The organism is Serratia sp. TSA_7, from assembly GCF_052692135.1.
Window position 1 is genome coordinate 1,228,649 of record NZ_JBQZFU010000001.1, and the last position, 22,673, is coordinate 1,251,321.

19 protein-coding genes are annotated in these 22,673 nt (G+C 59.3%); 5 read left to right on the plus strand and 14 right to left on the minus strand.

Annotation, left to right across the window (positions count from 1 at the left end):
- Window positions 1-76: 76 nt before the first annotated feature.
- Both ACUTQW_RS05880 and ACUTQW_RS05885 read left to right on the plus strand, forming a co-directional pair.
- The gene (locus ACUTQW_RS05880) at window positions 77-1,588 is read left to right on the plus strand and encodes an FGGY-family carbohydrate kinase (RefSeq protein ID WP_064799927.1); all 1,512 of its coding nucleotides are present in this window, start codon (window positions 77-79) and stop codon (window positions 1,586-1,588) included.
- Window positions 1,585-2,613 carry a 2-hydroxyacid dehydrogenase gene (locus tag ACUTQW_RS05885; protein WP_006325521.1) on the plus strand — a complete coding sequence of 343 codons (1,029 nt, stop codon included), beginning with the start codon at window positions 1,585-1,587 and terminating at the stop codon, window positions 2,611-2,613. Before ACUTQW_RS05880 ends, ACUTQW_RS05885 begins: the two co-directional genes overlap by 4 nt.
- Here ACUTQW_RS05885 and ACUTQW_RS05890 read toward each other — a convergent pair.
- The 11 genes from ACUTQW_RS05890 to ACUTQW_RS05940 form a co-directional block, all read right to left on the minus strand.
- Window positions 2,610-3,554, minus strand: a complete 945-nt coding sequence (locus ACUTQW_RS05890) for a carbohydrate kinase family protein (protein WP_006325522.1) — start codon at window positions 3,552-3,554, stop codon at window positions 2,610-2,612. The genes ACUTQW_RS05885 and ACUTQW_RS05890 overlap by 4 nt on opposite strands.
- Window positions 3,541-4,524: an ABC transporter permease gene (locus ACUTQW_RS05895; protein WP_006325523.1), complete on the minus strand. Its 984-nt coding sequence runs from the start codon at window positions 4,522-4,524 to the stop codon at window positions 3,541-3,543. The genes ACUTQW_RS05890 and ACUTQW_RS05895 overlap by 14 nt, the downstream gene beginning before the upstream one ends.
- Complete coding sequence (locus tag ACUTQW_RS05900) at window positions 4,521-5,537, minus strand: ABC transporter permease (protein WP_020439100.1); 1,017 nt, start codon at window positions 5,535-5,537, stop codon at window positions 4,521-4,523. The genes ACUTQW_RS05895 and ACUTQW_RS05900 overlap by 4 nt, the downstream gene beginning before the upstream one ends.
- Window positions 5,534-7,099 carry a sugar ABC transporter ATP-binding protein gene (locus tag ACUTQW_RS05905; RefSeq protein WP_445654819.1) on the minus strand — a complete coding sequence of 522 codons (1,566 nt, stop codon included), beginning with the start codon at window positions 7,097-7,099 and terminating at the stop codon, window positions 5,534-5,536. The genes ACUTQW_RS05900 and ACUTQW_RS05905 overlap by 4 nt, the downstream gene beginning before the upstream one ends.
- A 4-nt stretch (window positions 7,100-7,103) precedes the next feature.
- A complete protein-coding gene (locus ACUTQW_RS05910; RefSeq protein ID WP_006325526.1) occupies window positions 7,104-8,075 on the minus strand; it encodes a sugar ABC transporter substrate-binding protein in 972 nt (323 codons plus the stop codon).
- Between the two features lie 190 nt (window positions 8,076-8,265).
- The gene (locus ACUTQW_RS05915) at window positions 8,266-9,939 is read right to left on the minus strand and encodes a glycoside hydrolase family 13 protein (protein WP_037432962.1); all 1,674 of its coding nucleotides are present in this window, start codon (window positions 9,937-9,939) and stop codon (window positions 8,266-8,268) included.
- A 16-nt stretch (window positions 9,940-9,955) separates the two neighbouring features.
- Window positions 9,956-11,071: an ABC transporter ATP-binding protein gene (locus tag ACUTQW_RS05920; protein ID WP_006325528.1), complete on the minus strand. Its 1,116-nt coding sequence runs from the start codon at window positions 11,069-11,071 to the stop codon at window positions 9,956-9,958.
- Window positions 11,072-11,132: 61 nt separating this feature from the next.
- Window positions 11,133-12,494 (minus strand): family 4 glycosyl hydrolase, encoded by a 1,362-nt coding sequence (locus ACUTQW_RS05925; protein WP_006325529.1) that lies wholly within the window; start codon window positions 12,492-12,494, stop codon window positions 11,133-11,135.
- A 32-nt stretch (window positions 12,495-12,526) separates the two neighbouring features.
- Window positions 12,527-13,372: a carbohydrate ABC transporter permease gene (locus ACUTQW_RS05930; RefSeq protein WP_037432967.1), complete on the minus strand. Its 846-nt coding sequence runs from the start codon at window positions 13,370-13,372 to the stop codon at window positions 12,527-12,529.
- Complete coding sequence (locus ACUTQW_RS05935) at window positions 13,369-14,361, minus strand: carbohydrate ABC transporter permease (protein ID WP_004944829.1); 993 nt, start codon at window positions 14,359-14,361, stop codon at window positions 13,369-13,371. The genes ACUTQW_RS05930 and ACUTQW_RS05935 overlap by 4 nt, the downstream gene beginning before the upstream one ends.
- 42 nt (window positions 14,362-14,403) lie before the next feature.
- On the minus strand, window positions 14,404-15,669 hold the full coding sequence (locus tag ACUTQW_RS05940) for an ABC transporter substrate-binding protein (RefSeq protein WP_020439105.1): 1,266 nt from the start codon (window positions 15,667-15,669) through the stop codon (window positions 14,404-14,406).
- Window positions 15,670-15,792: 123 nt separating this feature from the next.
- On the opposite strand from ACUTQW_RS05940, the gene ACUTQW_RS05945 reads away from it, so the two are divergent.
- Window positions 15,793-16,728, plus strand: coding sequence for a LysR family transcriptional regulator (locus ACUTQW_RS05945; protein ID WP_006325535.1), 936 nt, complete (start codon window positions 15,793-15,795; stop codon window positions 16,726-16,728).
- Here the strand turns inward: ACUTQW_RS05945 and ACUTQW_RS05950 are convergent, their stop codons facing one another.
- Window positions 16,729-16,998 (minus strand): PTS transporter subunit EIIB, encoded by a 270-nt coding sequence (locus tag ACUTQW_RS05950; RefSeq protein ID WP_004944838.1) that lies wholly within the window; start codon window positions 16,996-16,998, stop codon window positions 16,729-16,731.
- A 347-nt stretch (window positions 16,999-17,345) separates the two neighbouring features.
- Between ACUTQW_RS05950 and ACUTQW_RS05955 the strand changes: the two genes are divergently transcribed.
- Window positions 17,346-17,519: a hypothetical protein gene (locus ACUTQW_RS05955; RefSeq protein ID WP_013813029.1), complete on the plus strand. Its 174-nt coding sequence runs from the start codon at window positions 17,346-17,348 to the stop codon at window positions 17,517-17,519.
- Between the two features lie 56 nt (window positions 17,520-17,575).
- On the opposite strand, the gene ACUTQW_RS05960 is transcribed toward ACUTQW_RS05955, so the two are convergent.
- The gene (locus tag ACUTQW_RS05960) at window positions 17,576-19,999 is read right to left on the minus strand and encodes a DUF3772 domain-containing protein (protein ID WP_006325538.1); all 2,424 of its coding nucleotides are present in this window, start codon (window positions 19,997-19,999) and stop codon (window positions 17,576-17,578) included.
- A gap of 509 nt (window positions 20,000-20,508) precedes the next feature.
- Between ACUTQW_RS05960 and ACUTQW_RS05965 the strand changes: the two genes are divergently transcribed.
- On the plus strand, window positions 20,509-22,236 hold the full coding sequence (locus ACUTQW_RS05965; protein WP_064798847.1) for an ABC-F family ATP-binding cassette domain-containing protein: 1,728 nt from the start codon (window positions 20,509-20,511) through the stop codon (window positions 22,234-22,236).
- 65 nt (window positions 22,237-22,301) lie between these two features.
- Here ACUTQW_RS05965 and ACUTQW_RS05970 read toward each other — a convergent pair whose 3' ends face one another.
- Window positions 22,302-22,664, minus strand: a complete 363-nt coding sequence (locus ACUTQW_RS05970) for a cupin domain-containing protein (RefSeq protein ID WP_020439107.1) — start codon at window positions 22,662-22,664, stop codon at window positions 22,302-22,304.
- Between the last annotated feature and the right edge of the window lie 9 nt (window positions 22,665-22,673).

Here is a 22,673-nt window from a genome sequence, read left to right on the forward strand (position 1 = left end):
TTCCCGGAAATGGCATATGGGATCCGTTCCTTCATTGCTACGCTGACAGCCTCGTTCCCCGCAGGCTGGCGCTCTCATGGATTATTATCTCGGCATCGACATAGGCACTTCGAAGATCAAATCGGTTTTATTCGACGAGCAGTTTAATCAATGTCAGGTTGCCAGCGCCGACAACCTGACCGAAGTACCGTTCCCCGGCTATGCCGAGCAGGATATGGAACAGCTGTGGCGCAATGTGGTCGCGACATTGCGCGTGCTGGCCGACTCGCCGTTGTTGCAGCAAGGGCGCATCCGCGCCATTGGCCTCTCGGGCCAGGGCGAAGGTGCCTGGCTGGTCGATGCCGCAGGGCGACCGGTTCGCAAGGCCATTTTATGGAGCGACACCCGCAGCGCGCCTTTAGTGGCGCGTCTCAAGCAACAGCCGGAACGGGAAGAAAGGCTGTTTCGGGCAACCGGTACCCGCCTGCTGCCGTGCAACAGTTCGCTGATCCTGACATGGTTGGCGGAAAATCAACCCGACGCGCTAAGTAATGCACGCTATTTCTTCTTCGCCAAAGACTGGATCCGCTACCGCCTGACCGGTGCGGCCAATCTTGAGCTGACGGATACCGGCACCTCACTGCTCGATCTTCACAGCGAAACGCTTTCCGACGAGGTCTTGACGGAGCTGGGTCTGCAGGCCCTTCGCCCGCTGTTCCCGCCGCTGTTGCGCCCCGGCCAACGCGCAGGAGAAATCACGGTGCAAGCGGCGGCCGTCACCGGGCTGGCGGCGGGCATTCCGGTGTGCGCCGGTGCGCTGGATGTGTCGGCGGCAGCGCTGGGCATTGGCGCCGTGCATCACGACGACGTTTACACTCTGTTGGGCACCACCTGCTGCACCGGCATTGTCTGCGACAGCCTGGCGCAGGTCAGCCCGAAGACGCGCTTTGTCGCCCATGCGCAGCAAGGACGTTATATCAACCTGTTCGCCATGCAGGCGGGCACGCCGAACCTGGACTGGGCAGTACGTGAGCTGGGTGGCGATGGCGATCTCGAGCGTATTGGCGAGCAGATCGCCGCCATTCCCGCCGGCAGCGGCGGCGTGCTCTATCAGCCCTATTTGAACGGTGAACGCGCACCTTTCTACAGCCAGGCGGCCCGCGCAGGTTTTTTCGGCATCGGTCAGCATACCGGTAATCTGCATCTGCTGCGGGCGGTGTTTGAAGGGCTGGCGTTCGCCATTAAAGACTCGCTGCACGATTACCCGCCGCAGGGCGATCTTTACCTTGCCGGCGGCGGGGCCGCTTCGGCCGTCTGGTTGCAGATCATCGCCGACTGCACTGGCCGGCGGGTGATCACCAGTCGGGTGAAAGAGCTGAGCGCCCGAGGCGTGGCGATTTTGGCGGCGCAAAGCATTGGCGTGACGGTGTCACATGAAACGCTTGTTCAGGCCGAAAACCGCCGGCTATTTGTCCCCGATCCCGCCAACCAACGGATCTATCAGGCGCTCTATCCACTGTTCCGCCAGTTACGCCTTCAGCTTGAACCGCTGTGGCAAAGCCGGGAGCAAATACTCAATGCCCTTAACACAGGAACCCCCGCACCATGAAAACCCTCTTTACCGCCGAATACGCCGGTTCGCTTGAAGATTTCCGCCAACTGGGCGAGCTGGTCATCCGCGGTTGGGCGGCCGGCGAAAGTAAGCTGACCGAAGACGCGCTGATTGATCTGGCCCATGACGCCAGCTTTATCATCACCAGCTACGACGATATTACCGCCCGGGTGATCGACGCTTGCCCGCAGTTGAAACTGATTGCCTGTACCCGTGCCAATCCGGTCAATATTGACCTGCAGGCCGCCGCACGGCGCAATATTCCGGTGATCTACACCCCAGGCCGCAATTCGGACGCCGCAGCGGAGCTGACGCTGGCGTTGATGCTGAACCTGGCCCGCCATATTCCCCAGGCCCACGCAGCGCTCAAGCGCGGTGAGTTCACCCGCGAGCAACCGCAAGCGGCAGCGGCCAAAGAGGGTCTGCGCAGCGATGTGGTGTGGGACGTGGATAAATCCAGCCCCTATGAAGTGTTTAAAGGCAGCGAACTGCGCAACAAAACGCTGGGCATCGTCGGTTACGGCAGTATTGGCCAACGCGTCGGCCGTATTGCCCGGGCTTTCGGCATGCGGCTGTTGGTGGCGGACCCTTACGTTTCCGGGGTAGAAATTAACGAGCCGGGTATTGAGAAAACCACGCTGGAACAGCTGTTCAGCGACGCCGATTTTATCAGCCTGCACCTGAAAGCGACGCCGCAAACCGACGGGTTGATTGGCCGTGAATTGTTTAACCGCATGAAACCCCACGCGCTGTTTATCAATACCTCGCGCGCGGCGGTGGTGATTGAAGAGGATCTGATTACCGCCCTGCGGGAGAAACGGTTGGCCGGCGCGGCGCTGGACGTGTACGCCAGCGAACCTATTTACCGTCGGCATCCGTTTATCACCGAATTCGACAACGTGGTGATTACGCCGCACATCGCCGGTGCCACGCGGGAGACGCTGGTCAAACATACCGAAATGATCGTCCAGGACATCCAACGCTATCTCAAAGGCGAGCCGTTGCTGTACGCCTGGCGCTAAGCGCTGCGCGGCGTCTGCTGCATAAACCGCCGGGTGTGTTCCCAGTCGATCACCCCGGCGTCCGATCCCAACCCGCCTGCAACCAACCCCGCCACCGCCGTCGCCAGCAGGCAAGCTTCCGGCACCGCCAGCCCACGGCTTAGCCCGGCGATAAACCCACCGCAGTAGCTGTCGCCACAGCCGGTGGTGTCCACGACCTCAACCTGATAGGCCGGAATGCGCACGCAGGCATCGCGGGTGACGATAAAGGATCCCTGCTCACCGGCTTTGAAAATACAGCTCCCCACCCCATGGTCGAGGAAGAACGCGCCGATCTCCTGCGGCGTTTGCCGGCCGGACAGGTAAGCGGCCTCCTCCAGCGACGGCATAAAGTAGTCGACGCTGGGCAACAGCGGCAGCAACAACGCCAGGGTATGCGGGCCAGGCGCAATCAGGTCGAAACTGGTGGTAACGCCGAGTCTTTTGGCATGGCGCAACAATTTGGCGCTTTGGCCCTCGTCCATCGCCGCCAGCAGCCCGGTACCGCCATGATGCAAGAAACGGGTATCGCACAGCGCATCAAAGTCGGCATCGTCAACGAACAGAAAATCCGAGGCCCCACGGTAATGCAGCGCCGGGCGCTCGCCGTTGGGCCTGATCGGCAAAATGGTGGCGGACGTTTCCGCCTGCGCCGTGCGCTGGATCAGCGAGCAATCGATGCCCAGCCGACGGTAGGCATTGAGGATAAACTCCGCCTTTTCATCCTCGCCGAGACAGGCCGAGGTGGCGGTGCGTATCCCCAGCTTGGCGGCATTCATCACCGCGCCGCTGGCGGTGCCCGCCGGGTTCAGCCGAATCTGCTCGATAAACTGCACGCCGCCGCCTGCCGGGATAGCGCTGACCGGCCGCCCCGCGATATCGAGCAAGGTTAAACCGACAAATACCGCATCATATTGACTCACTGCCGGCCTCCACCTGTTGCGTTTGTTTTAACCGGCTCTGGATAAAGGACAGCGCCAGCGCCACCACCAGGATCACGCCGGTCAGCGCGTCTTTCACCATAAAATTCAGCCCCATCAGGTTCAGGCCGTTCGCCACCATGCCCAGGAACAGCACGCCAACCAGCGTACCCAGCACGTTGGGTCGCCCCTGCGGATGAAACGCGGTGCCGATAAACACCGCCGCGATGGCGTCCAACAAATAGGCCTGCCCGGCCAGTGGGGTAAACTGGCGCAGGTTGGCCGAAAGGATCACGCCGCCCAGCGCGCAGGTCATGCCTGAGACGATCAACAGCCAGCACAGGTAACGACCATTGCGGATCCCCACCGCACGGGCCGCCTGCGGGTTCAGGCCGATGGCATGAATCCGCTTGCCGAAGATGGTGCGCTCGAAAAACAGAAAATAGCCCAGCAGCAGTACGGCCGCGATAACTATCGGTAACGGCACGCCACCGAGGTTGCCCACTGCCAGATCGTGATACTGCTGCGCCATGCGGCGGTAGGCTATCGACCCCCCGCCATCGGTATAAATGCGTTCGATGCTGCTGCCGATGAAAAAGGTGCCCAGCGTCGCCAAAAAGGGCTTAACCCGACAGTAAACGATAAGCAACGCATTGAGTGCACCGATCAGGGCGCCGCCCGCCAGCGCGGCGACTACCGCCATTTGCCAACTGAGCTGATATTGCTTCAGGGCGATCAGCGCAAAAGCCGCGCCAAAATCCAGCGCGACGCCCACCGACAGGTCAACGCCACCGGCGGTCACTACCAGCGTCATGGCCAGCGCGACAATCAGCAATATTGCGTTACCCTGTAACAGATTGCTGAGGTTGTCCAGGCTGTAAAACACGCTATTGCCCCAGGAGAAGAACAGGAAAAAGGCGATAACAATCAGCATAAAGCCGTAGCGAATCAAAAGTTTGCTCAACGCCGTCATGGGTTTCCCCCCCGGTTTTGCCTGGCCGCGGCGGCCAATACCAGCAGGATCAGCCCGCCTTTGATCGCCCCGACCCAAAAGATGTCTACCCGCAACAGCGCCAGCCCGTTCGACAACGCATTGACCAGCAAGGCGCCCAGCAGCGCCCCCCAGACGGTCACGACTCGCCGGCGCGAGAAGGCCGCGCCGATAAAGGTCGCCAGTACCATTTCCAGCAGCAGCGGTTCTTCACTGCCGGGTGAGCTGCCTGAGCCGCGAGCCACCAGGGCAAAGGCCGCCAACCCGGCCGCGGCCGCCGCCAGCAGGTAAGAGCCAATCACCAGCGGTTTGACGCGCAAACCGGAGATCTCCGCCGCCTCGCGATTGCCGCCCGCCGCCTGCAACTGCATGCCCCAACGGGTGTGATGCAATGCCCAGCCAAACAACGCCAGCGCAGCGAGCATTAACCAAACCATCAGCGGCAACCCCAGCCAGGTGTCGTCACGCAGCGCGACAATGGCCGCGTCACTGACGCTGATGCGCCGCTGTTGGGTGATCAGGTTGGCGATACCCACCACCGCCACCGAACTGGCCAGCGTTGCCAGCAACGGCGGCAACCCGACGGCCACCACCAGCAAAGCGTTGACGCCCCCCGCCAGCAGCGCCGCGCCAAACGCCAGCGCCGCCAGCCACAGATAACCGTCACCGTCGTGAGTCAGGCCGTTACTGATGATGGCCGCCCCCAACACGGCGATCGCCGGCAGGGAAATATCGATGCCACCGGAAACCACGTCATCGCCGCCGCCGCTGATCACGCAGGTCAGGCCAAAACACAGTATCGCCAGCGGCACGCTTTGTTTGAGGATAGTGCTCAGATTCTGCCAACTGGTGAAGTACGGCGCCTGCAAACAGAAAAACAGCAACAGCGCGGCAAACAGCAACAGCGGAATTTTATTGGCGATCCGCTCTCCGGGCGGCAAAAAACGACGCCAGGAGGAGCGTGCCGCCACATTGCCTTCGGTCAATTGGCTCATAGAACCGGCTCCTGTACTAAAGGGGACGCCGTTGAACCGCCGCTGGTCAACGCCAGCAGCGCGTCCTGCGTCAGCCCGGCGGTACGGACATTCGCGACAATCTCGCCGCGCAACATCACCAGAATGCGATCGCACAGCCCAATCAGCTCGCTGCCGTCGCTGGACGACACCAGCACGCAGCGCCCTTCAGCCGCCTGGGCGGCAACCAGTTGGTAAATCTCGGCCTTGGCGCCGATGTCTACGCCCAGGGTAGGTTCGTCGAGGATCAACAGTTGCGGGTTAGTCGCCAGCCAGCGCGCCAGAATCGCCTTTTGCTGATTGCCGCCACTTAACAAACGCACCGGCAATTGCAGATTGCGCGGGCGGATATCCAACTGTTCCGCCAGCGCTTTGGCATGCAGCCGAGCCTTTTTGCGCAGTTCCCACCCCGCGCGCGCCAATGTGCCAAGCGACGCCAGGTTGATGTTGTCCACCACCGGCATGGGCAACACCAGACCGGTATGCCGCCGATCGCGAGGCACCAACGCCATCCCCGCGGCAGTGGCCTGCGCCGGGGAAGCGATGCGCACCGGCTTGCCGGCTATGCGCAGTTGCCCCTGCTGAAGCGGGCGTAATCCATACAGAGCGTCGATCAACGCTTCGCGGCCGGAACCCAGCAGCCCGGCGATGCCGACGATCTCCCCCGGCGCCAGTTGCAAGCTGACATCGCGCAGCTGTGCACCGTCCGACAGACTTTCTGCGCTAAGCCAGGGCTCAACCACCGCCCGCTGAGCCGGGCGCGGGGCAAACAGGTGGGTGATTTCGCGGCCGACCATCATCGGGATCATGCGCGCGATATCCCCATCGCCCAGTTGTTGCAAGGTGCCAACGTCGCGGCCATTGCGAAACACCGTGACACGGTCACAAATCTGGGCGATTTCCGCGAGATAATGAGAGACGTAAATAATGGCGATGCCGCGCTGTTTCAGCCGGGCAATCGCGTTAAACAACAATTGCGACTCTCTGGCTTCCAGCGGCGCAGTAGGCTCGTCAAACACCACAAGTTGCGCCTGCCCGTCGATTAACGCCCGGGCTATCTGCACCAGCTTGCACTCGGCAATGCTGAGATCGCGGATCAGTCGGTTACCGTCCAGGCGGGTGTCCAGCACCTCTGTCAAAAACCGTTCTGCGTCATGGCGCATGCCGCGCTTGTCCAACCCCAGCCAACGGCTACGTCGCTCCTGGCCGACATACACGGACTCCGCCACGGTGAAGTGCGGGATCAAATGCAGTTCCTGATGGATAAATCGCACCCCGGCCGCCCGTATCGCCGCCGGGGTGACGGAAACCAGCCGCCGGCCGCCGATGCGGATCTCCCCGCCGTCTTGCGCATAAACTCCGGCTAGGATCTTGATCAGGGTGGATTTGCCGGCCCCATTTTCGCCAATCAGACCGTGGACTTCGCCCGGCAGCACCCGCAGGGAGGCACCGCTTAGCGCCTGGGTACCGGGAAAACGTTTCTCGATGCCAATCATTTCCAGGCCGCCCACGGCGGGAGCGGCCTGCGTTTCCTGCTGGCCCATGGCGTTATTTCAGCTCGCCGTAGCCGAGCTGTTTGTACACCGCTTTTGCCTCTTCCGGCCCTTTCACCGGCAATACCGGCACAAAGGTTTGCGGTTGCAACTTCTCGCCGGCGAAATAACGCGCCACGTTATCCGCTGAAGTGGTGCCGATTAACCGCGGCTGTTGCGCCACGTTGGCAACCAGCGGGCTGCCCTTTTCCGCCATGATTTCCAGGGTTTCCGGCCCGGCGTCGATCGCCGTGACCTTAACGTCGCCGGCGCGGCCGCTCTCTTCCAGCGCCTGCACGATACCGATCGCCGGCTGGTCCCAGCAGGCGACGTGAATTGCGTCCAGCGTGCCTTTCGGATGCTGACTTAACAGTTCGAGGGTTTTCTTGCGCGCATCTTCCGGCGAATTGGCGTATTGCTCGGCCAGCTCCGGTTGAATGATTTTGATGTCCGGGTAATCTTTCAACACGTATTTCCACAGATCGTAGCGAATGCCGCAGATACGCAGTGAGTTGGAGAAGGCGTTGAACACCGCCACATTGCCTTTGCCGCCCAGCGCCTCGGCGGTATAGCGGCCAATGGTGCTGCCGATGCTGTAGTTGTCCGAGGTGGTGTTGTTGATGGAATACGGTGATACATGGTCGACGGTGAATACCGGGATCCCGGCGGCGCGCAACGCTTTGAATTTAGGCTCGACGGCGCTGTCGCCCAAAATGCTGATCACCGCATCCACCTTGCGCGCCAGCAGGATATCGTGATTGTCGGCATGTACCTGGTTATCGCGGCCGCCATCGACCGCCACCACTTTGCCACCCAGATGTTCCACTTCGTCGCTGGCGCCTTTGAACGCTTCGCGATCCCAAAAGTGCTGCGTGCCGACCACCGCCACGCCAATGGTTTTCCCCTGCAATGAAAGCGCCGCCTGGGCGCCGTGAGCAGCGAAAACTGACAGTGCCAGCGCTGTGATTTTAATAAGTTTTTTTGTCATTTCTGTTATTACCCTGTTATTCATCCCCTGATGGAACGAACAAAAGCTAGCAACAGGCTATGCCAAAGCGAAATAACAATACCGGTTATGGTTAGTTAAAAAGCGGGATTGTTCCGTGGGATGAAAATGCGGCCGGTACGGCCCTGCGTTCACACAAAGGCCCCGGCCGCAAAGCGGGTTGAATCAGCCCTTATGCCTGATAAATCCGTGCTTCATAAGGGCGCAGCGTCTGTGGCTCTCCGCCGTGTGGATAATTGCCCAACCGCAGTTGCCAACTGTCCAGCGCCAAAGATTGGGGATCAACATGTTGCGGTTCGCCGCTCAGGTTGCACAGCACCAGCAGTTGCCGCTCATCCAACGTGCGGGTATAGGCGTAAATATGCCGATGTTCGGCCAGCAATAAACGGTAACGGCCATACAGCAGCGCCGGGGTCTGCTTGCGTAACCGGATCAACGCACGGTAGAAATTCAACACCGAGTCCGGCTCCCCACTCTGGCGTGCCACGTTGATATCGCGGTAGTTGGCGTTAAGCGCAAACCACGGCGTTGCGGCGCTAAAGCCGCCGTTAGGCCCGTCGTTCCACGGCATTGGCGTGCGTGAGTTATCACGCGAACTGCGGCGCAGCGTCGCCAGGATCCGCTCTTCATCCATTCCCTGCCGGCGCAGGTCGGCGGCACGATTTTTGGTGGCGACGTCGTTAAAGTCATCCAGGCCGGCAAAATGGGTATTGGTCATGCCCAGTTCCTGCCCCTGATAAATAAACGGCGTTCCCTGCATCAGAAAATACAGTGCGGCAATGGCGGTGGCGCTTTCGCGTTGGTAGCGCCCGTCGTCCCCCCATTTCGACACCACGCGCGGAATATCGTGGTTCTCTACGTACAGCGCGTTCCAGCCCTTGCCCTCCAAGAGCGTCTGCCAGCGGGTGAAAATGCTCTTCAGGCCGAGCAGATCCAGCCCGGCATCCGGCGCCTGCTGGTTGGCGGTTTCCCACAGCTTGACGTGTTCGAACTGGAAAATCATGTTCAAGCGGCCATGCCGTTCTCCCACCCAGTCCTCCCCCTGTTCCGCCGAAGCGCCGTTCATTTCCCCCACCGTCATGATGTCGTAGCGGTTAAACACCTGTTCGCACATCTCATCGACGTAATCCAGCAGCCCATCGTAGTTGAGATGCCGCTCGAACGACGGCACGTAACGCAACCCTTGCGGGTTCGGCATGTCGGTCAGCCCCGGCTGTTTTTTCATATGGCAAATGGCGTCGATACGGAAACCGTCGATGCCCTTGTCCAGCCACCAACGCATCATGTCATACAGCGCCGCGCGCACCTGCGGGTTCTCCCAGTTCAGATCCGGCTGGCGCTCGGAGAACAGATGCAGAAAGTATTGTTCGCTGCCGGGATGGTACTTCCAGGCCGAGCCGTTGAAAATGCTCTCCCAGTTATTGGGCTCCGCGCCGTTTTTGCCGTCGCGCCAGATATACCAATCTCGCCTGGAGCTGGATTTTGATGAACAGGATTCAATAAACCACGGATGTTCGTCCGACGTATGGTTCACTACCAGATCAAGTATCAGCCGCATGCCGCGCGCATGGGCCTCCGCCAATAGGCGATCAAAGTCCGCCATGGTGCCAAACTCGGTCATGATCGCCTGATAATCGCTGATATCGTAGCCATTGTCGTCGTTCGGCGAACGGTACATCGGGCAGATCCAGAGGGCGTCAACGCCCAACCACTGCAAATAGTCCAGCCGCGCGGTAATGCCGTTCAGATCGCCAATGCCGTCGCCGTTGGAATCCATAAAGCTGCGCGGGTAGATTTGATAAACCACCGCCTCTTTCCACCACCGTGCCGTTTGCGCACCGCTCATGTCATGCTTCCTTATGTCAATGCGCCTGTTCCGAGGCCAAAATGCGCGGGAACGCGCGGCCCTGGCGGTCAAACAGATAACAACACTCTACCGGCAGGCGCACGCCCACGGTTTCTCCGGCCTGAATGGTCGAGCGTTCGGGATTGCGCAGCACCCAGGGCTCCGCCGCGTTGCCGTTATCCAGATAGAGGTAGGTTTCGTTGCCCATATGCTCGACGAACATCACCTCGCCCTGAAACTCACACTGCGCCTGTTCGCCGCCGCGAATATGCTCTGGACGAATGCCGACGTTGACGCTCTGGCCTTCCGCCGCCACCGGCGTGGCGATCGGCAACACCAGTGCCTTGCCGTTGTCCAGTTCCACCACGCTCTGCCGTTCGCCGGCGCGCCGCAAAATGGCCGGGATCAGGTTCATCTTCGGCGAGCCGATAAACTGGGCGACAAATTCGTTGGCCGGCTGATCGTAAAGCTCCAGCGGCGTCCCCACTTGTTCGACATGCCCTTTGTTGAGCACCACGATGCGGTCGGCCAGCGTCATGGCTTCGACCTGATCGTGAGTCACGTAAATAATGGTCGAACCCAGCCGTTTATGCAGTGAAGCCACCTCCATACGCATTTGTACGCGCAGCGAGGCATCGAGGTTGGACAAGGGTTCATCGAACAAAAACAGCTTAGGTTCGCGCACTATGGCGCGGCCAATCGCCACCCGCTGGCGTTGCCCGCCGGACAAATCCTTCGGGCGCCGCTCCAGCAAGGGCTCAAGTTGCAAAATGCGGGCGCTTTCGCGCACCCGGCGGTCGATCTCCTCCGCCGAATGGCCGGCAAGTTCCAGCGCAAACGCCATGTTTTTGTATACGCTCATGTGCGGATAGAGCGCGTAGGACTGGAACACCATGCCGATACCGCGCTCGGCCGGCGTATCGTCATTGACGTAGTTGCCATCGATATACATGCCGCCGCTGCTGATCTCCTCCAGCCCGGCGATCATGCGCAGCAACGTCGATTTTCCGCAGCCGGAAGGCCCGACGATCACCACGAATTCCCCGCTGTTGATCCGCAGATCCAGCGACTTGATAACCTCTGCGTTAGCGCCATAGCGTTTTTGCAGTTTTTCCAGCGTTAATTGCGCCATATTCCTCCCGAACCCCAGGTAGTTGCATTCAAGGGGGCGCAAACGCGCCCCGCCATCCGGCTTATTTCAGGTAATCGAGCCACGGCCCCTGGCGTGAAATCATCACGTCCACCAGTTCCGGGATCGCACGGCATTTATCGTTGACCGAGTCCACCAGCAGCGCCTGGATAACCAGGTCGCGCGAACCTTCAATCACTGCGTCGGCGGTCAGATCGTGAATCGCAATCTGGTTGCTCAACAGGCCACCGATGCCCGCAGGCATGTCGACCTTGATGCCGTGCACGCCCTTGCGGTCGATAATGGCCGGGACTTCAACGGCAATAAACGCCGGCAACTGCTTGATAAACCCCTGGTTCGGAATGTTGACCGCGGATTCTTCATAACCGGAATCGGTGAGGATCCCTTCCATGATCGGCACCACGCGTTCTTTCAGCTTCAGTTCGATTTTTGGCTGCACATGCCCCAGATAGTTGCGGTAGAAGGTGTAGAAATCGAGAATGCCGCGATGATCACTGACTTCGCTGGCCCAGCGGATGTACTCGCCAAAGTGGCTATCGCCGGTGATCGGCAAATGGTGAAACTTCTCCAGAATTTCTTTGAACAGCGTGCGGTCCGCCCACGGGTAGGCGCTGTCTTTGCCGCCCAGCGCATCGCGTTCGGTGCTGCCTTCTGTCTCCACCAGTTTGCCGTGATTGCGGGTGTACGCCAGAATGTCGCTGTAGCCCGGCAGGCGGGAGAAATAGTCCGGTGCCTTGGCGCGTACGTCGGCGTAAGCGTCTTTGCCGCTGTCTTTATAGCTGGCCTCCAGCAACACGCTGAAGTGGTTCAGCCCGGCAGCGCGCAGATTGAGGTTGTCGAAGGAGGTGCCGAGCATTTCCGGCAGATAGCGCTCAAGTGAGGCGATTTCATGGCACATGCCGACAAAATTGAGCTGCGGGAAACGGCGATGCACGGTGGTGCAAATGCGGCTCATCGGGTTCGAGTAGTTGAACACCCAGGCGTTCGGGCAAATGTCCGCCACGTCGGCGCAGATGTCGAGGATCGGCGGAATGATGCGCAGCGAGTGGAACAGCCCGCCGGGGCCACCGTTTTCACCATACACCTGCTGAATGCCGTACTGCTGCGGGATCTGCCAGTCGAGATCCCACAGTGCAAAACGGTCGCCCACTTCAATGGAGATAATCACGAACTCCGCTCCGCTCAACGCGGTTTTGCGATCGGTGGTGGCGCTGACGGTAAACGGCAGATCTTCCGCCGCCAGGAAGTCACGGGCGGTTTTCTCGGTCACGGCCAGCGAGGCCGGGTTGATGTCATGCAACACTATTTCACTGCCGTACAGCGTCTTGCTCTGGAAGATGTCGCCCAGGGTGCCGTAGCCGAATTGCGCGCTGCCTGCACCCACTAAAACGATTTTTGTAGCCATTGCATTTCTCCTGCTTCAGGGTTAATCGAAAATCAGCCTTTTACTGCGCCGTTGGTTAATCCGCTGACGATGCGACGCTGGAAAATCAGAACCAGCACGATGATCGGCAGTGTGACGATGACCGAGGCCGCCATAATGGTGCCCCAGGGAAGTTCGAACTGAGAGGCGCCCTGCAGCATGCCGATCGCCACCGGCACGGTACGCTTGCCGCTGGAGATGACAAACGTCAGGGCGAACATGAATTCATTCCAGGCGCCGATAAACGCCAGCAGCCCGGTGGTCACCAACGACGGCCCCATGATGGGCGCGAAGATGCGGGTAATGATGGTCCAGGTGTTGGCGCCGTCGACGATCGCCGCCTCTTCCAGTTCCGCCGGGATCGCCTTCATAAAGGTGGTCAGCACCCAGACGGTAAACGGCAGAGAAAAGGTGGTGTAGGACAGTACCAATGCGCCCAGCGAATCGTACAACCCCATAAAACGCACCAGTTCGAACATGCCGGACAGCACCGCCACCTGGGGGAACATCGAGACGCACAAAATGGTGAACAGCAGATATTTGCGGCCGCGAAAACTGATGCGCGCCAGAGCGAAAGCGGCGGTAATCGACACCAGCAGGCAGATACCCACCGTTAGCGTTGCCACGACGATCGAGTTAAACAAACTGCGGGCGATGCCGTTATCCATCAACGCCGTCAGGTAATTGCCCCAGTGCGGCGCACCCGGCAGGTAAGCGACCTGAAACAGGCTGCTCCCCGAACGCAGCGAGGTGATCAGCGCGTAGTAAAAGGGAAACAAACAGATGACGCTGGCCAGCGCGGCACCGGCGAAAATCAGCGCCTTGTGGCCGTATTTGTGCTGTTGGCGAGTCAGTTTCATGCGCGTTTCTCCTTGTCATTCAAGCGACCCAGCGTGAGGAAGCAGGCGGCGATACCCGCCACCATCATGAACACCAGCACCGAAGCGGCCGAGCCGGAGCCCATTTCCTGATAGCTGACCATGCGGTCGCGGGCATAACCGGACACCGAGATGGTGGCTTCACTGTTGGAGGTCAACACATAGATCAGGTCGAATACTCTCAGCGCATCCATCACCCGGAAAATCAGCGCGACGATCATCGCCGGCATAATCAGCGGTAACGTGATGCGCCGGAACCGTTGCCAGGCGTTAGCCCCGTCCACCCGTGCGGCTTCGTACAGATCGCCCGGGATAAGCTGCAACGCGGCCAGCAGCATCAGCGCCATAAACGGCGTGGTTTTCCAGACATCCGCAATCACCACCGCCCACATCGACAGCCCCGGCTCCGCGACCCAGGCCAGCGGCGCGGCGATAATCCCCGATCTGAGCAGCAGATCGTTCACCACGCCGTACTGATCGTGGAACATCCAGCCCCACATCTTGGCGGAGACAATGGTCGGGATCGCCCAGGGCACCAAAATGGCGGTGCGCACCAGCCCCTGCCCGCGAAATTTCTGGTTCATCAGCAGCGCCAGCAACATGCCGAACACCAGTTCCAGCGATACCGACAGCAGGCTGAAACGCAGCGTATTGCCCACCGCCTGCCACCACTGCGGATCCGCCAGTACGCCGTACGAGTGGCCGCCCCCGGTCAGGTCCAGATAGTTGGCGAAGCCGACAAAGCGGTATTCATCCGGCGCATCCAGCATGGCGTCGGTAAAGCTGTAAAACAGGGTGCGCAGCAGCGGCCAGCCGGCAACCGCCGCCAGCAGCAACATTGCCGGCGCCACCAACAGCCAGGCGATACGGCTGCGGCGCTGCCGATGATTAAGCTTGCTGCGCCTGGCCGGCTGCACTGCCGCCGGGACGGGCGTGGCCGTCAGGGTTAACCTGTGTGTATCGCGTTTCATGCATCAGACTCCGGGCCGTTAATGGGGGGAATTGCACTGCCTTCAACGCCATCCTCTGGCTTTAATCCGCTCCAGCCGTTGCTGTAAATCCGCCACCGCCGTGACACCGTCACTGTCACCGCGCAACACATTGAAAGTGGCGTTGTAGATGGCTTTCGAGACCTGCGCATACTGCCTTTTGGTCTGCGTCGCCGGGCGCGGCATCGCCTGCGAGAAAATACCCTTGAAATCCGCCAGATATGGCGCCTGCGCCAACACCTTGGGATCGTCATACAGCGCGGTACGCGATGGCGCCCACCCCATCAGCGCCAGCGCTTTTTTCTGCGATTCGGCGTCGCTGACGATTTTCAGCAGCGCTATCGCCGCCGTGGGGTTTTTGGTGTAGGCGCTGATCGCCCACTGCCAACCGCCCAGCGCGCTGACCGATTTGCCGTCCGCGCCCTTTGGCAGCGGCAACACGCCGACCTTGCCTTTGATTGCACTGCTGCTGTCCTGCGCCAGCACATAGGCGTAGGGCCAGTTGCGCATAAACAACGCGTCGCCGTTCTGGAAGAGCGCGCGGGACTCCTCCTCCATATAACCCAGCACGCCCTTCGGCGAGATAGTGCCGATCCAGCCGGCAGCCCTGTTCAACGCCTGCGCCGCCTGCGGGTTATTGATGGTGATGTTGCCGTTGGCGTCGATAAAGCCGCCGCCGTTCTGCGAGGCTACCCATTCCAGCGCGTTGCAGGTCAGCCCTTCGTAGGATTTACCCTGGAACACCAGGCCCCAGAAGTTCTTATGGCCCGCCTGCCGTTCACCCTGCTGAATGCGGGTAGCGATGCGCGTCAGTTCATCCCAGGTGACCGGCGGCTGTTCGCCGTACTTTGCCAACAGATCTTTGCGGTAATAGAGCGCACCGGTGTCCAGATAAGCCGGTACCGCCTTTACCCGCCCATTGACTACGTTGTTCTGCCAGGCGGCGGGGAAAAAATCCTGCCGGATATCGCTCACGCTGTCGGTCAGATCCAACAGGTGTTTGTTCAGCACGCCGATCCACACGGTATCGGCCTGAAACAAATCAATGGCGCTGGAATCTTTGGCGGCAAACAGCTGCTGAAACAGCGACAGCTTTTCGTCGGAGGCGCGGGGAAGATCGATAAACTCCAGGGTATGGCCGGTCTGAGCCTCGAAGCGCTGCTTAATCTCATTGCAGAACTGACGGCCCTCTTTGCTGGGCGCGCATTCCATCCGCAAGGTATCGGCCAGCGCCTGGCCGGACATCAGCGCCAGCGCGGTGGCGACCATACTCGGTATCAATCTTCTCATTGCGTCCTCTCTGGTGGCGGCTGGGAATACCGGCATAGAAGCAAACTATCGAAGGCGGGCTATTGGCGGAAATCGTTTTTCGCCGCTAAGATATAGAAACTTTCTATACCACTAGCGGAAAACATGATCGTGGACAAAATTCTGCGGCAGTTTATCGAAGTAGCGATGTTCAAAAATGTGAGTCATGCAGCAAACAAGCTTTGCCTGAGCCAGCCGACGCTGACCCACAACATGAAGAAACTGGAAGAGAATCTGGGGGTGCAACTGCTGGAGCGCACCTCCACCGGGGTCAACACCACCGAATACGGCGATCTGCTGCTGGAACAGGCGCAGATGATGCAGCGCATTTATGACAACACGCTGATCAAGCTGGCGTTCATCAAGGCGCGCCAGGAACAGAGCCTGCGCATGGGCACCGGTCACGCCTGGTGGTATATGTTCGTGCGCGACAGCTTTAATGCCTACCGCAACCTGCACCCTACGGTGAATATTCATATCGATCTGGGTAACCACCTGCGCCTGATGGATCTGCTGCTGGGCGGAGATATCGATATGTTTATCGGCCATGAAATTCAGGGGTTGAACCCCAAGGCCGGCATCAGTTTTTTGCCGCTGTTCAGCACCACCGACAGCATGTTCGTCCGCAGCGGGCATCCGCTGGCAGGCCGGCAGGTTGGGCCGGACGAATTATTGGATTACCCCTGCGTGGAACTGACGCCGGACGAAAGCCGCTATCAACATATGGTGGAAGACATGCAGCCGAAGAAATTGGCGCGTAACCGGCTGCATCTGGCGGAACGGGTGATTTGCTCGACTAACTCGATGATGTCGGCGGTGGACATGATCAACGATTCTGACGCGGTGATGCTGGCTTATCCCACCTGCATGGCGGGTTATTTCGCCGACTACGGCATTGTGCCGCTGAAAACGACGCAGGAAAGCCTGCGCTGCACGGTGGGCATTTACCTGATGCGCGAAAAAGCGGATGCGCCCCACGTGGTGCAGATGCAGGCGTTAATGCATCAGCATCTGGAGCAGATCCGCCCTCTGTTGCTGTAGTTATTTCTCGCCGGTCACTGCGATCAACGCCTGATACAACGGCCGGGCGTTGCCTGGCCCCACCACCAATTGAAACTCGGGGGTGTGGCGCGACGTTTCTACCTCCAGCAACGCCTTGACCCCATCCAGAGCCTCCATCCCCGGCCGATCCAAGCGGCTGCCATCGCGCAGTTCCGCCCTGATGCGGCTGGCGCAGTATCGCAGTTTGATCAGATTGTCCGCCCCGCCGAATGCCGCCAACACCGATGCCGCCAGCTCATGCTTTTCCATTTTGCCTCCTGAGAGAGTTTGCCACATGCCGCTGCAGCATAGGGCCGGTCGCCGGGCAAAGTGAAATTGATTTCGGCCGGGAGGATATAGAGTGAATCTATGGCGGACAAAAAAACGGCAATCATTGATATCCCTGCGCCACCGGCAGCGCTATGGTAGGCCCTGAGTTCACAGAATAACCAGGGACCGCAGATGAACCGATTAATCTGGGCTATCGTTATATCATTACTGATCGTTTGCATGCTGCTCTACATAATGACCGGCGCCAAGGTCTGAAGCCCGACACGACGATCAAAAAGGGTATCCGCGGTAATGCACGGCAGTGACATTGACTTCAGGAGAGTGAAATGAAAGCGATAATCCCTGCGCTGCTGATTTTTGTCCTTTCCGGTTGTATTGGCAGAGGCGGCCCACAGGACGTGCCGCCACCGCCGGTACATAATGATCCGCAGACCTGCAACAACTCATCCGCCAGTGCCAACAGCGACTGTTCGCAATCGGTAGTGCCGGCGATGCACTAATCGGCGAACTGGCGGGCCACCGAGAAACGCGCCGGCCCGCCCCCCACCGGCAAAGGTTAAGAAGACTGCTCTTCTTCGTTGGCCAGATTCTTCGCCTGCTGTTTCATAAACACCACTTCCTGCGGGCTGGACATATTGACCCGCTGCGCGCGCAGCAGTTTGAGGATGTTAAACAACAGCTCGCTCTTGGTGGCGCCGACCATGCGCGGGCTGGCAACGTAGCCGGTGACGCTGAGGATGATGCCTTCAGGGCCGAGCTGGCTGAAACGGACATAAGGCGCCGGCGTTTCCTGAATGGCGTCATAATCCTGATAGGCGCTCAGCAGAATATTGCGCACCTGCTCAGGATCGATATCCGTCGGGAAGGTCAACGCAATGGTCACCACGCCCTGGGCGTTGCCCATGGTGGCATTACGTACGTTCTGCGAGATCAGCTGCGAGTTGGGCACGATCATCGTCGAACGGTCGCTGAGTTGGATTTCGGTGGCGCGGATGTTAATCCGGCGCACGTCACCCTCTACGCCGCCGATGCCGATCATATCGCCGACTTTCACCGGCCGTTCCGTCAGCAGGATCATGCCGGAAATAAAGTTCTTCACGATCTCCTGCAAGCCAAAACCGATACCGACCGACAACGCACTGACAATCCACGCCAGATTATTCCACTGGATCCCCAGCGCCGCCAGGGTGATCAGGATCAGCAACACATAGCCCACGTTGCTGAACAGCGTGACCAAGGATGCACGGATACCGATATCTGAAATGGTTTTCGGCAGCAGTTCGTGGCTCAGCCAACGCTGGGTCACCCGCATGATATAGATGCCGATGGCCAGGCATATCACCGCGTTGATCAGGTTGCCGGGCACGATGTTCAGGCTCTTCAACCCTTCGCCACTCAGAATGGCGATAATCTTGTCCAACAGCGAGTTAGGCGTGGTGGTACCGAACGTGCCGTTAAACAGCGCGACAATCATCAGTAACAGCAAAGAACATTTGGCGACGGCGGTAAGAATAATCGCCATCTGCTCCAGGTGACGGTCCTTGAAGTTAAAGGATTTCTTGAGCATTTTGCCGCTGGCGGTTTGCGGCGAGAAAATCGCGCCGCACAGATCGACGGCAAACAGCAGCAGGAAATAGAACGCCATCAGCACCAGAGCGATCCAGATCACCTGATAGGTCAGGAAACGGGCGAAAGCGATATAGCCAATCAGCAGCGAGAGCAGGATGACCAGCGAGCCCACCAACGTGCCCATGTGCAGCAACCCGCTGATGGTGGAGCGTTTCTCGACGTGTTCGCCCTGCTGTTCCAGCTTGCGGCGGATGCGTTGGGCGCGCAGCGGCATCGCCAGCAGCACCATGCCGATCAACCCGGCCACCAGACCATTGCCGAAAATGGTCGCGGCCAGGCTGGCGCTCACCACGTTATTGATCTGTTCAACGGTGCCGAACGCCAGCGCCAACCCCGCCAGCAACGGCGAGAAGAAACGCAGGCCGGAGGCGACGGCGTCGTCCAGCGAGGCCAAACGCCATGACGGGCGGTTAAGCGAAAGCGTGGCGCGACCCAGTCCTGCGATCAGTGCGCAGAAGATCCCCAGCCGATTAAACCCCTCGGCGAAATCCTCCAGCATGGCCGGCAGCGGCTGCACGCGGGTAAAGGTGAGATACAGCAGATTCAGCGCGATGCCGGTGGTGATGACCGTGACGCTGACGATCGCCATCGCCATAAAACTGCGGCGCAAACGCCCGTCCGGCAGATAACGAATGCTCACCCAGGCCAGGAAACGCTCGGATAAATAACGCCCCCATGACCAGATAACGACCGCCAATAGCAGCAGGCCAAGGGTGCCGTAGCGCCACTCCTCCTGCCAACTGGCATCCCACGCCTCTTTCATGGCGACATGGAACTGATCCAGCCGCTGTGCGTCATCGGCCGTAGGTTCCGCGATCGGCGACCAGAACTTGGCCCCCAACACGCTGCCGGTATTTAGCGCCAACTGGGTTTTGAACGCCACGCGACGCATATCGCCAATTTGCTGCCCCAGATCGAGCACGCCGGTTCTCATCTCCTGCGCGCGTTTTACCGCATCATCCAGCTGCTTCTTGCTGTTGTTCAACGCGTTACGCTGTTGTACCACGGCAGCGGTTTCAGGCATCGCGCCGGGGGCGGGTTGCGGGCCCAGGACGTCCAGCTGTCCCTGCAGCTTTTCCTGCGCCGGTTGCAGATCGGTTGCCAGTTTTTCCAGTTCTGCGGCCAGCTCGTCGGTGGCCTGCCTCAGCTTACTGAGCTGGGTATCCGTGCTGGCCTTGGAGACCTGCTGTTTGATACTGTCCAACTGCTTTTGGTAGTTTTTCAGCGCGGCGGCGGCATCCGGCGCGCTGATGGCAACAGGGTCATCCTCTGCGGCGACGCTGGTCAACGGCGTCAACTGCAACCCAAACAGCAGGAACAGGAAAAGAAGGATCTGACGGGGTTTTAACATAAATTCAGTGCTCGGCAATGGCATGATAGACAGACGAAACAAACGGGCCGGTATTGACTATTTACCGGCCCGTTTGGCTAATCATAAACTGAGATTATGATAGCTGCTTAATCTCAGCTTAAATATCAGTATTATTCCCATTCAGCACGATTATTTATGCTGCAGCATCGCCGCGAACGGCTCGACCTGAAGCAACGTTGCTTTTGGTCGTTAGCCCACTGATAAGCTGAGTTATTTGGCAGTGGTATAACCCGAAGAATCGCCCTATACTCAGCTCACCTATTAACCAACATTATAAAAGGAGGATTACTATGCCGATGTGTGAATTGTTTTTTTACTCACACTTCTATAGTAATTGCCGCCGCTCAAGCATTACCGGTATCGTGCTGCGATAACCCAGGCTTGAGCGAAGCTTACTAAAAATTGAGTCCCTTCCCTCCGGCTTACCGGGTTGTCGTCAGCGATGTTTGACGATAGGCATTTGCATGCCTGTAACTCTTGAGTAAGCAATGAGCACATTATTATCTGCACAATCCGTCGGTTACGACAACGCGTTCGGCCCACTGCTGGCTGAGGTTTCCTTCAGCCTGAAAAAAGGCGATCGCATCGGTTTAATCGGCCACAACGGCTGCGGCAAAAGCACCCTGCTTAAAATCCTCAGTGGCGCTCTGCCCGCCAGTACCGGCAGCGTTACCCTCTCTCACCAATGCCTGATGGCGCGAGTGGAACAACATCTTCCCCCCGAACTGCACGGCTGCACTCTGCTGGAGGCGGTACTGGCGCGCCTGCCGGAAAACCTGCGCGTCAGCGAAAGTTGGCAGGGTGAAGTCCTGCTGACCAGCCTGGGGTTTGCCGCGTCCTCCTGGACACTGACCGCCGGCACCCTGAGCGGCGGCCAGCATACCCGCCTGCTGCTGGCGCGCGCGCTGATCCGCCGGCCGGACCTGCTGTTGCTGGATGAACCCAGCAACCATCTGGATCTGCCGACGCTGTTGTGGCTCGAACGGTTCCTGCAAAGCTGGCCGGGCAGCTTCGTGCTGGTTTCCCACGACCGCTACCTGCTGGATAAGGTGACCAACTGTACCTGGATCCTGCGCGATAAAACCTTGCAGTTCTTCCGCTTGCCCTGCTCTGCGGCGCGTCAGGCGCTGGTGGAGAAGGACGCGGCGGATGCGCATCGCCGCCAGGCGGAGCAAAAGGAGATCGAACGGGTGGAAAAAAGCGCCCAGCGGCTGGCGGTCTGGGGACGGGTGTACGACAACGAGGATCTGGCCCGCAAGGCCAAACAGATGGAAAAACGGGTCGACCGTCTGAAAGAAGATCAAACCCAGCTGACGGCCGCTACCCAGTGGCGGCTCCGGCTGCGGGGCGAAGCCCTGGACGCCGATCGCCTGTTGGCTCTGCCGCAGTTGGATGTACGCCCGGCAGCCGATGCGCCGGTGCTGTTTCGCCTCGCGCACCTGCGGGTGAAAAGCGGCGATCGCATCGCCCTAGTTGGCCGTAACGGCTGCGGTAAATCCTCGCTGTTGCGGCATCTGTGGCGGGCATACCAAAGCGCCGTTTCCGGTGAAGTGGTATTCCACCCCAGGGTGCGTATCGGGTATTACGATCAGAGCCTTCAGCAGTTGCAGGATGGCGATACGCTGAGCGAGGCGTTGACGCACTTCGCTCCGCTGACCGAAGAGCAGCGCAAAATGGCGCTGATTGGCGCCGGTTTCCCTTACCTGCGCCATCAGCAGCGGATCGGCACCCTGAGCGGCGGCGAGCGTTCGCGCCTGCTGTTTGTCGGCCTGACGCTGGCCAACCATTCGCTGTTGCTGCTCGACGAACCGACCAACCATCTGGACATGGAAGGCAAAGAGGAGCTGGCGGAAACCCTGCGCGAGTTTGCAGGCGCGGTGATGCTGGTCACTCACGATCGGATGTTGATAGAAAACAGCTGTAACCGCTTCTGGCTGATTGACCATCAACAGTTGGAAGAGTGGCAGGATCTGGAACCGGTCTATGCCCGGTTGGCGGAAAAGCCCGGTGCCGAGCCACAAGCGGCCAGGCAAACCGCCTCCGGCGACAGCGAGGGGTTACACCATGACGAAGAGCGGCTGCTGGCCTGCTTGTTCGAACTCGAGGCTAAACTGCAGGAGGATTTGGCGCGTAAAACCAGGCACCAAAAACCGGCGTTGCAACGGCAATGGCGCAATGAAATTGCTGAAATCACTGCCCGGCTGAAGCTGGACTGACCTTCACAGGCCGCCTGTTCTGGCGGCCTTTATTATTCCCGATACCCGCTTACCGGAGGGCTTGATCAAATCCAGACATCGTTTACCGCAGTACGTTCTCCCCCTTCGTCACCGGTGTTCAACACGCCGCGAGGTTCGATAAGCATCAGTTGGGTTTCGATCTCGGCAGAGGTTTTGTGTTCGATGCCGCGCGGGACCACATACATCTCGCCCGCATTGACCAGCACATGGCCATCGCGAAAATCAATGCGCAAAACGCCGTCCAACACGATAAGGGTTTCATCGGTTTCGGCATGCGTATGCCAGACAAAGTCACCGTGAATTCTGACCACTTTAAACTGGTAGTCATTCATCTCGGCAATCACTTTCGGCTGCCATTGTTCAGAAAACAGAGAAAGTTTATGAGCAAAATTAATGGGTTGATACATTTTCAGGCT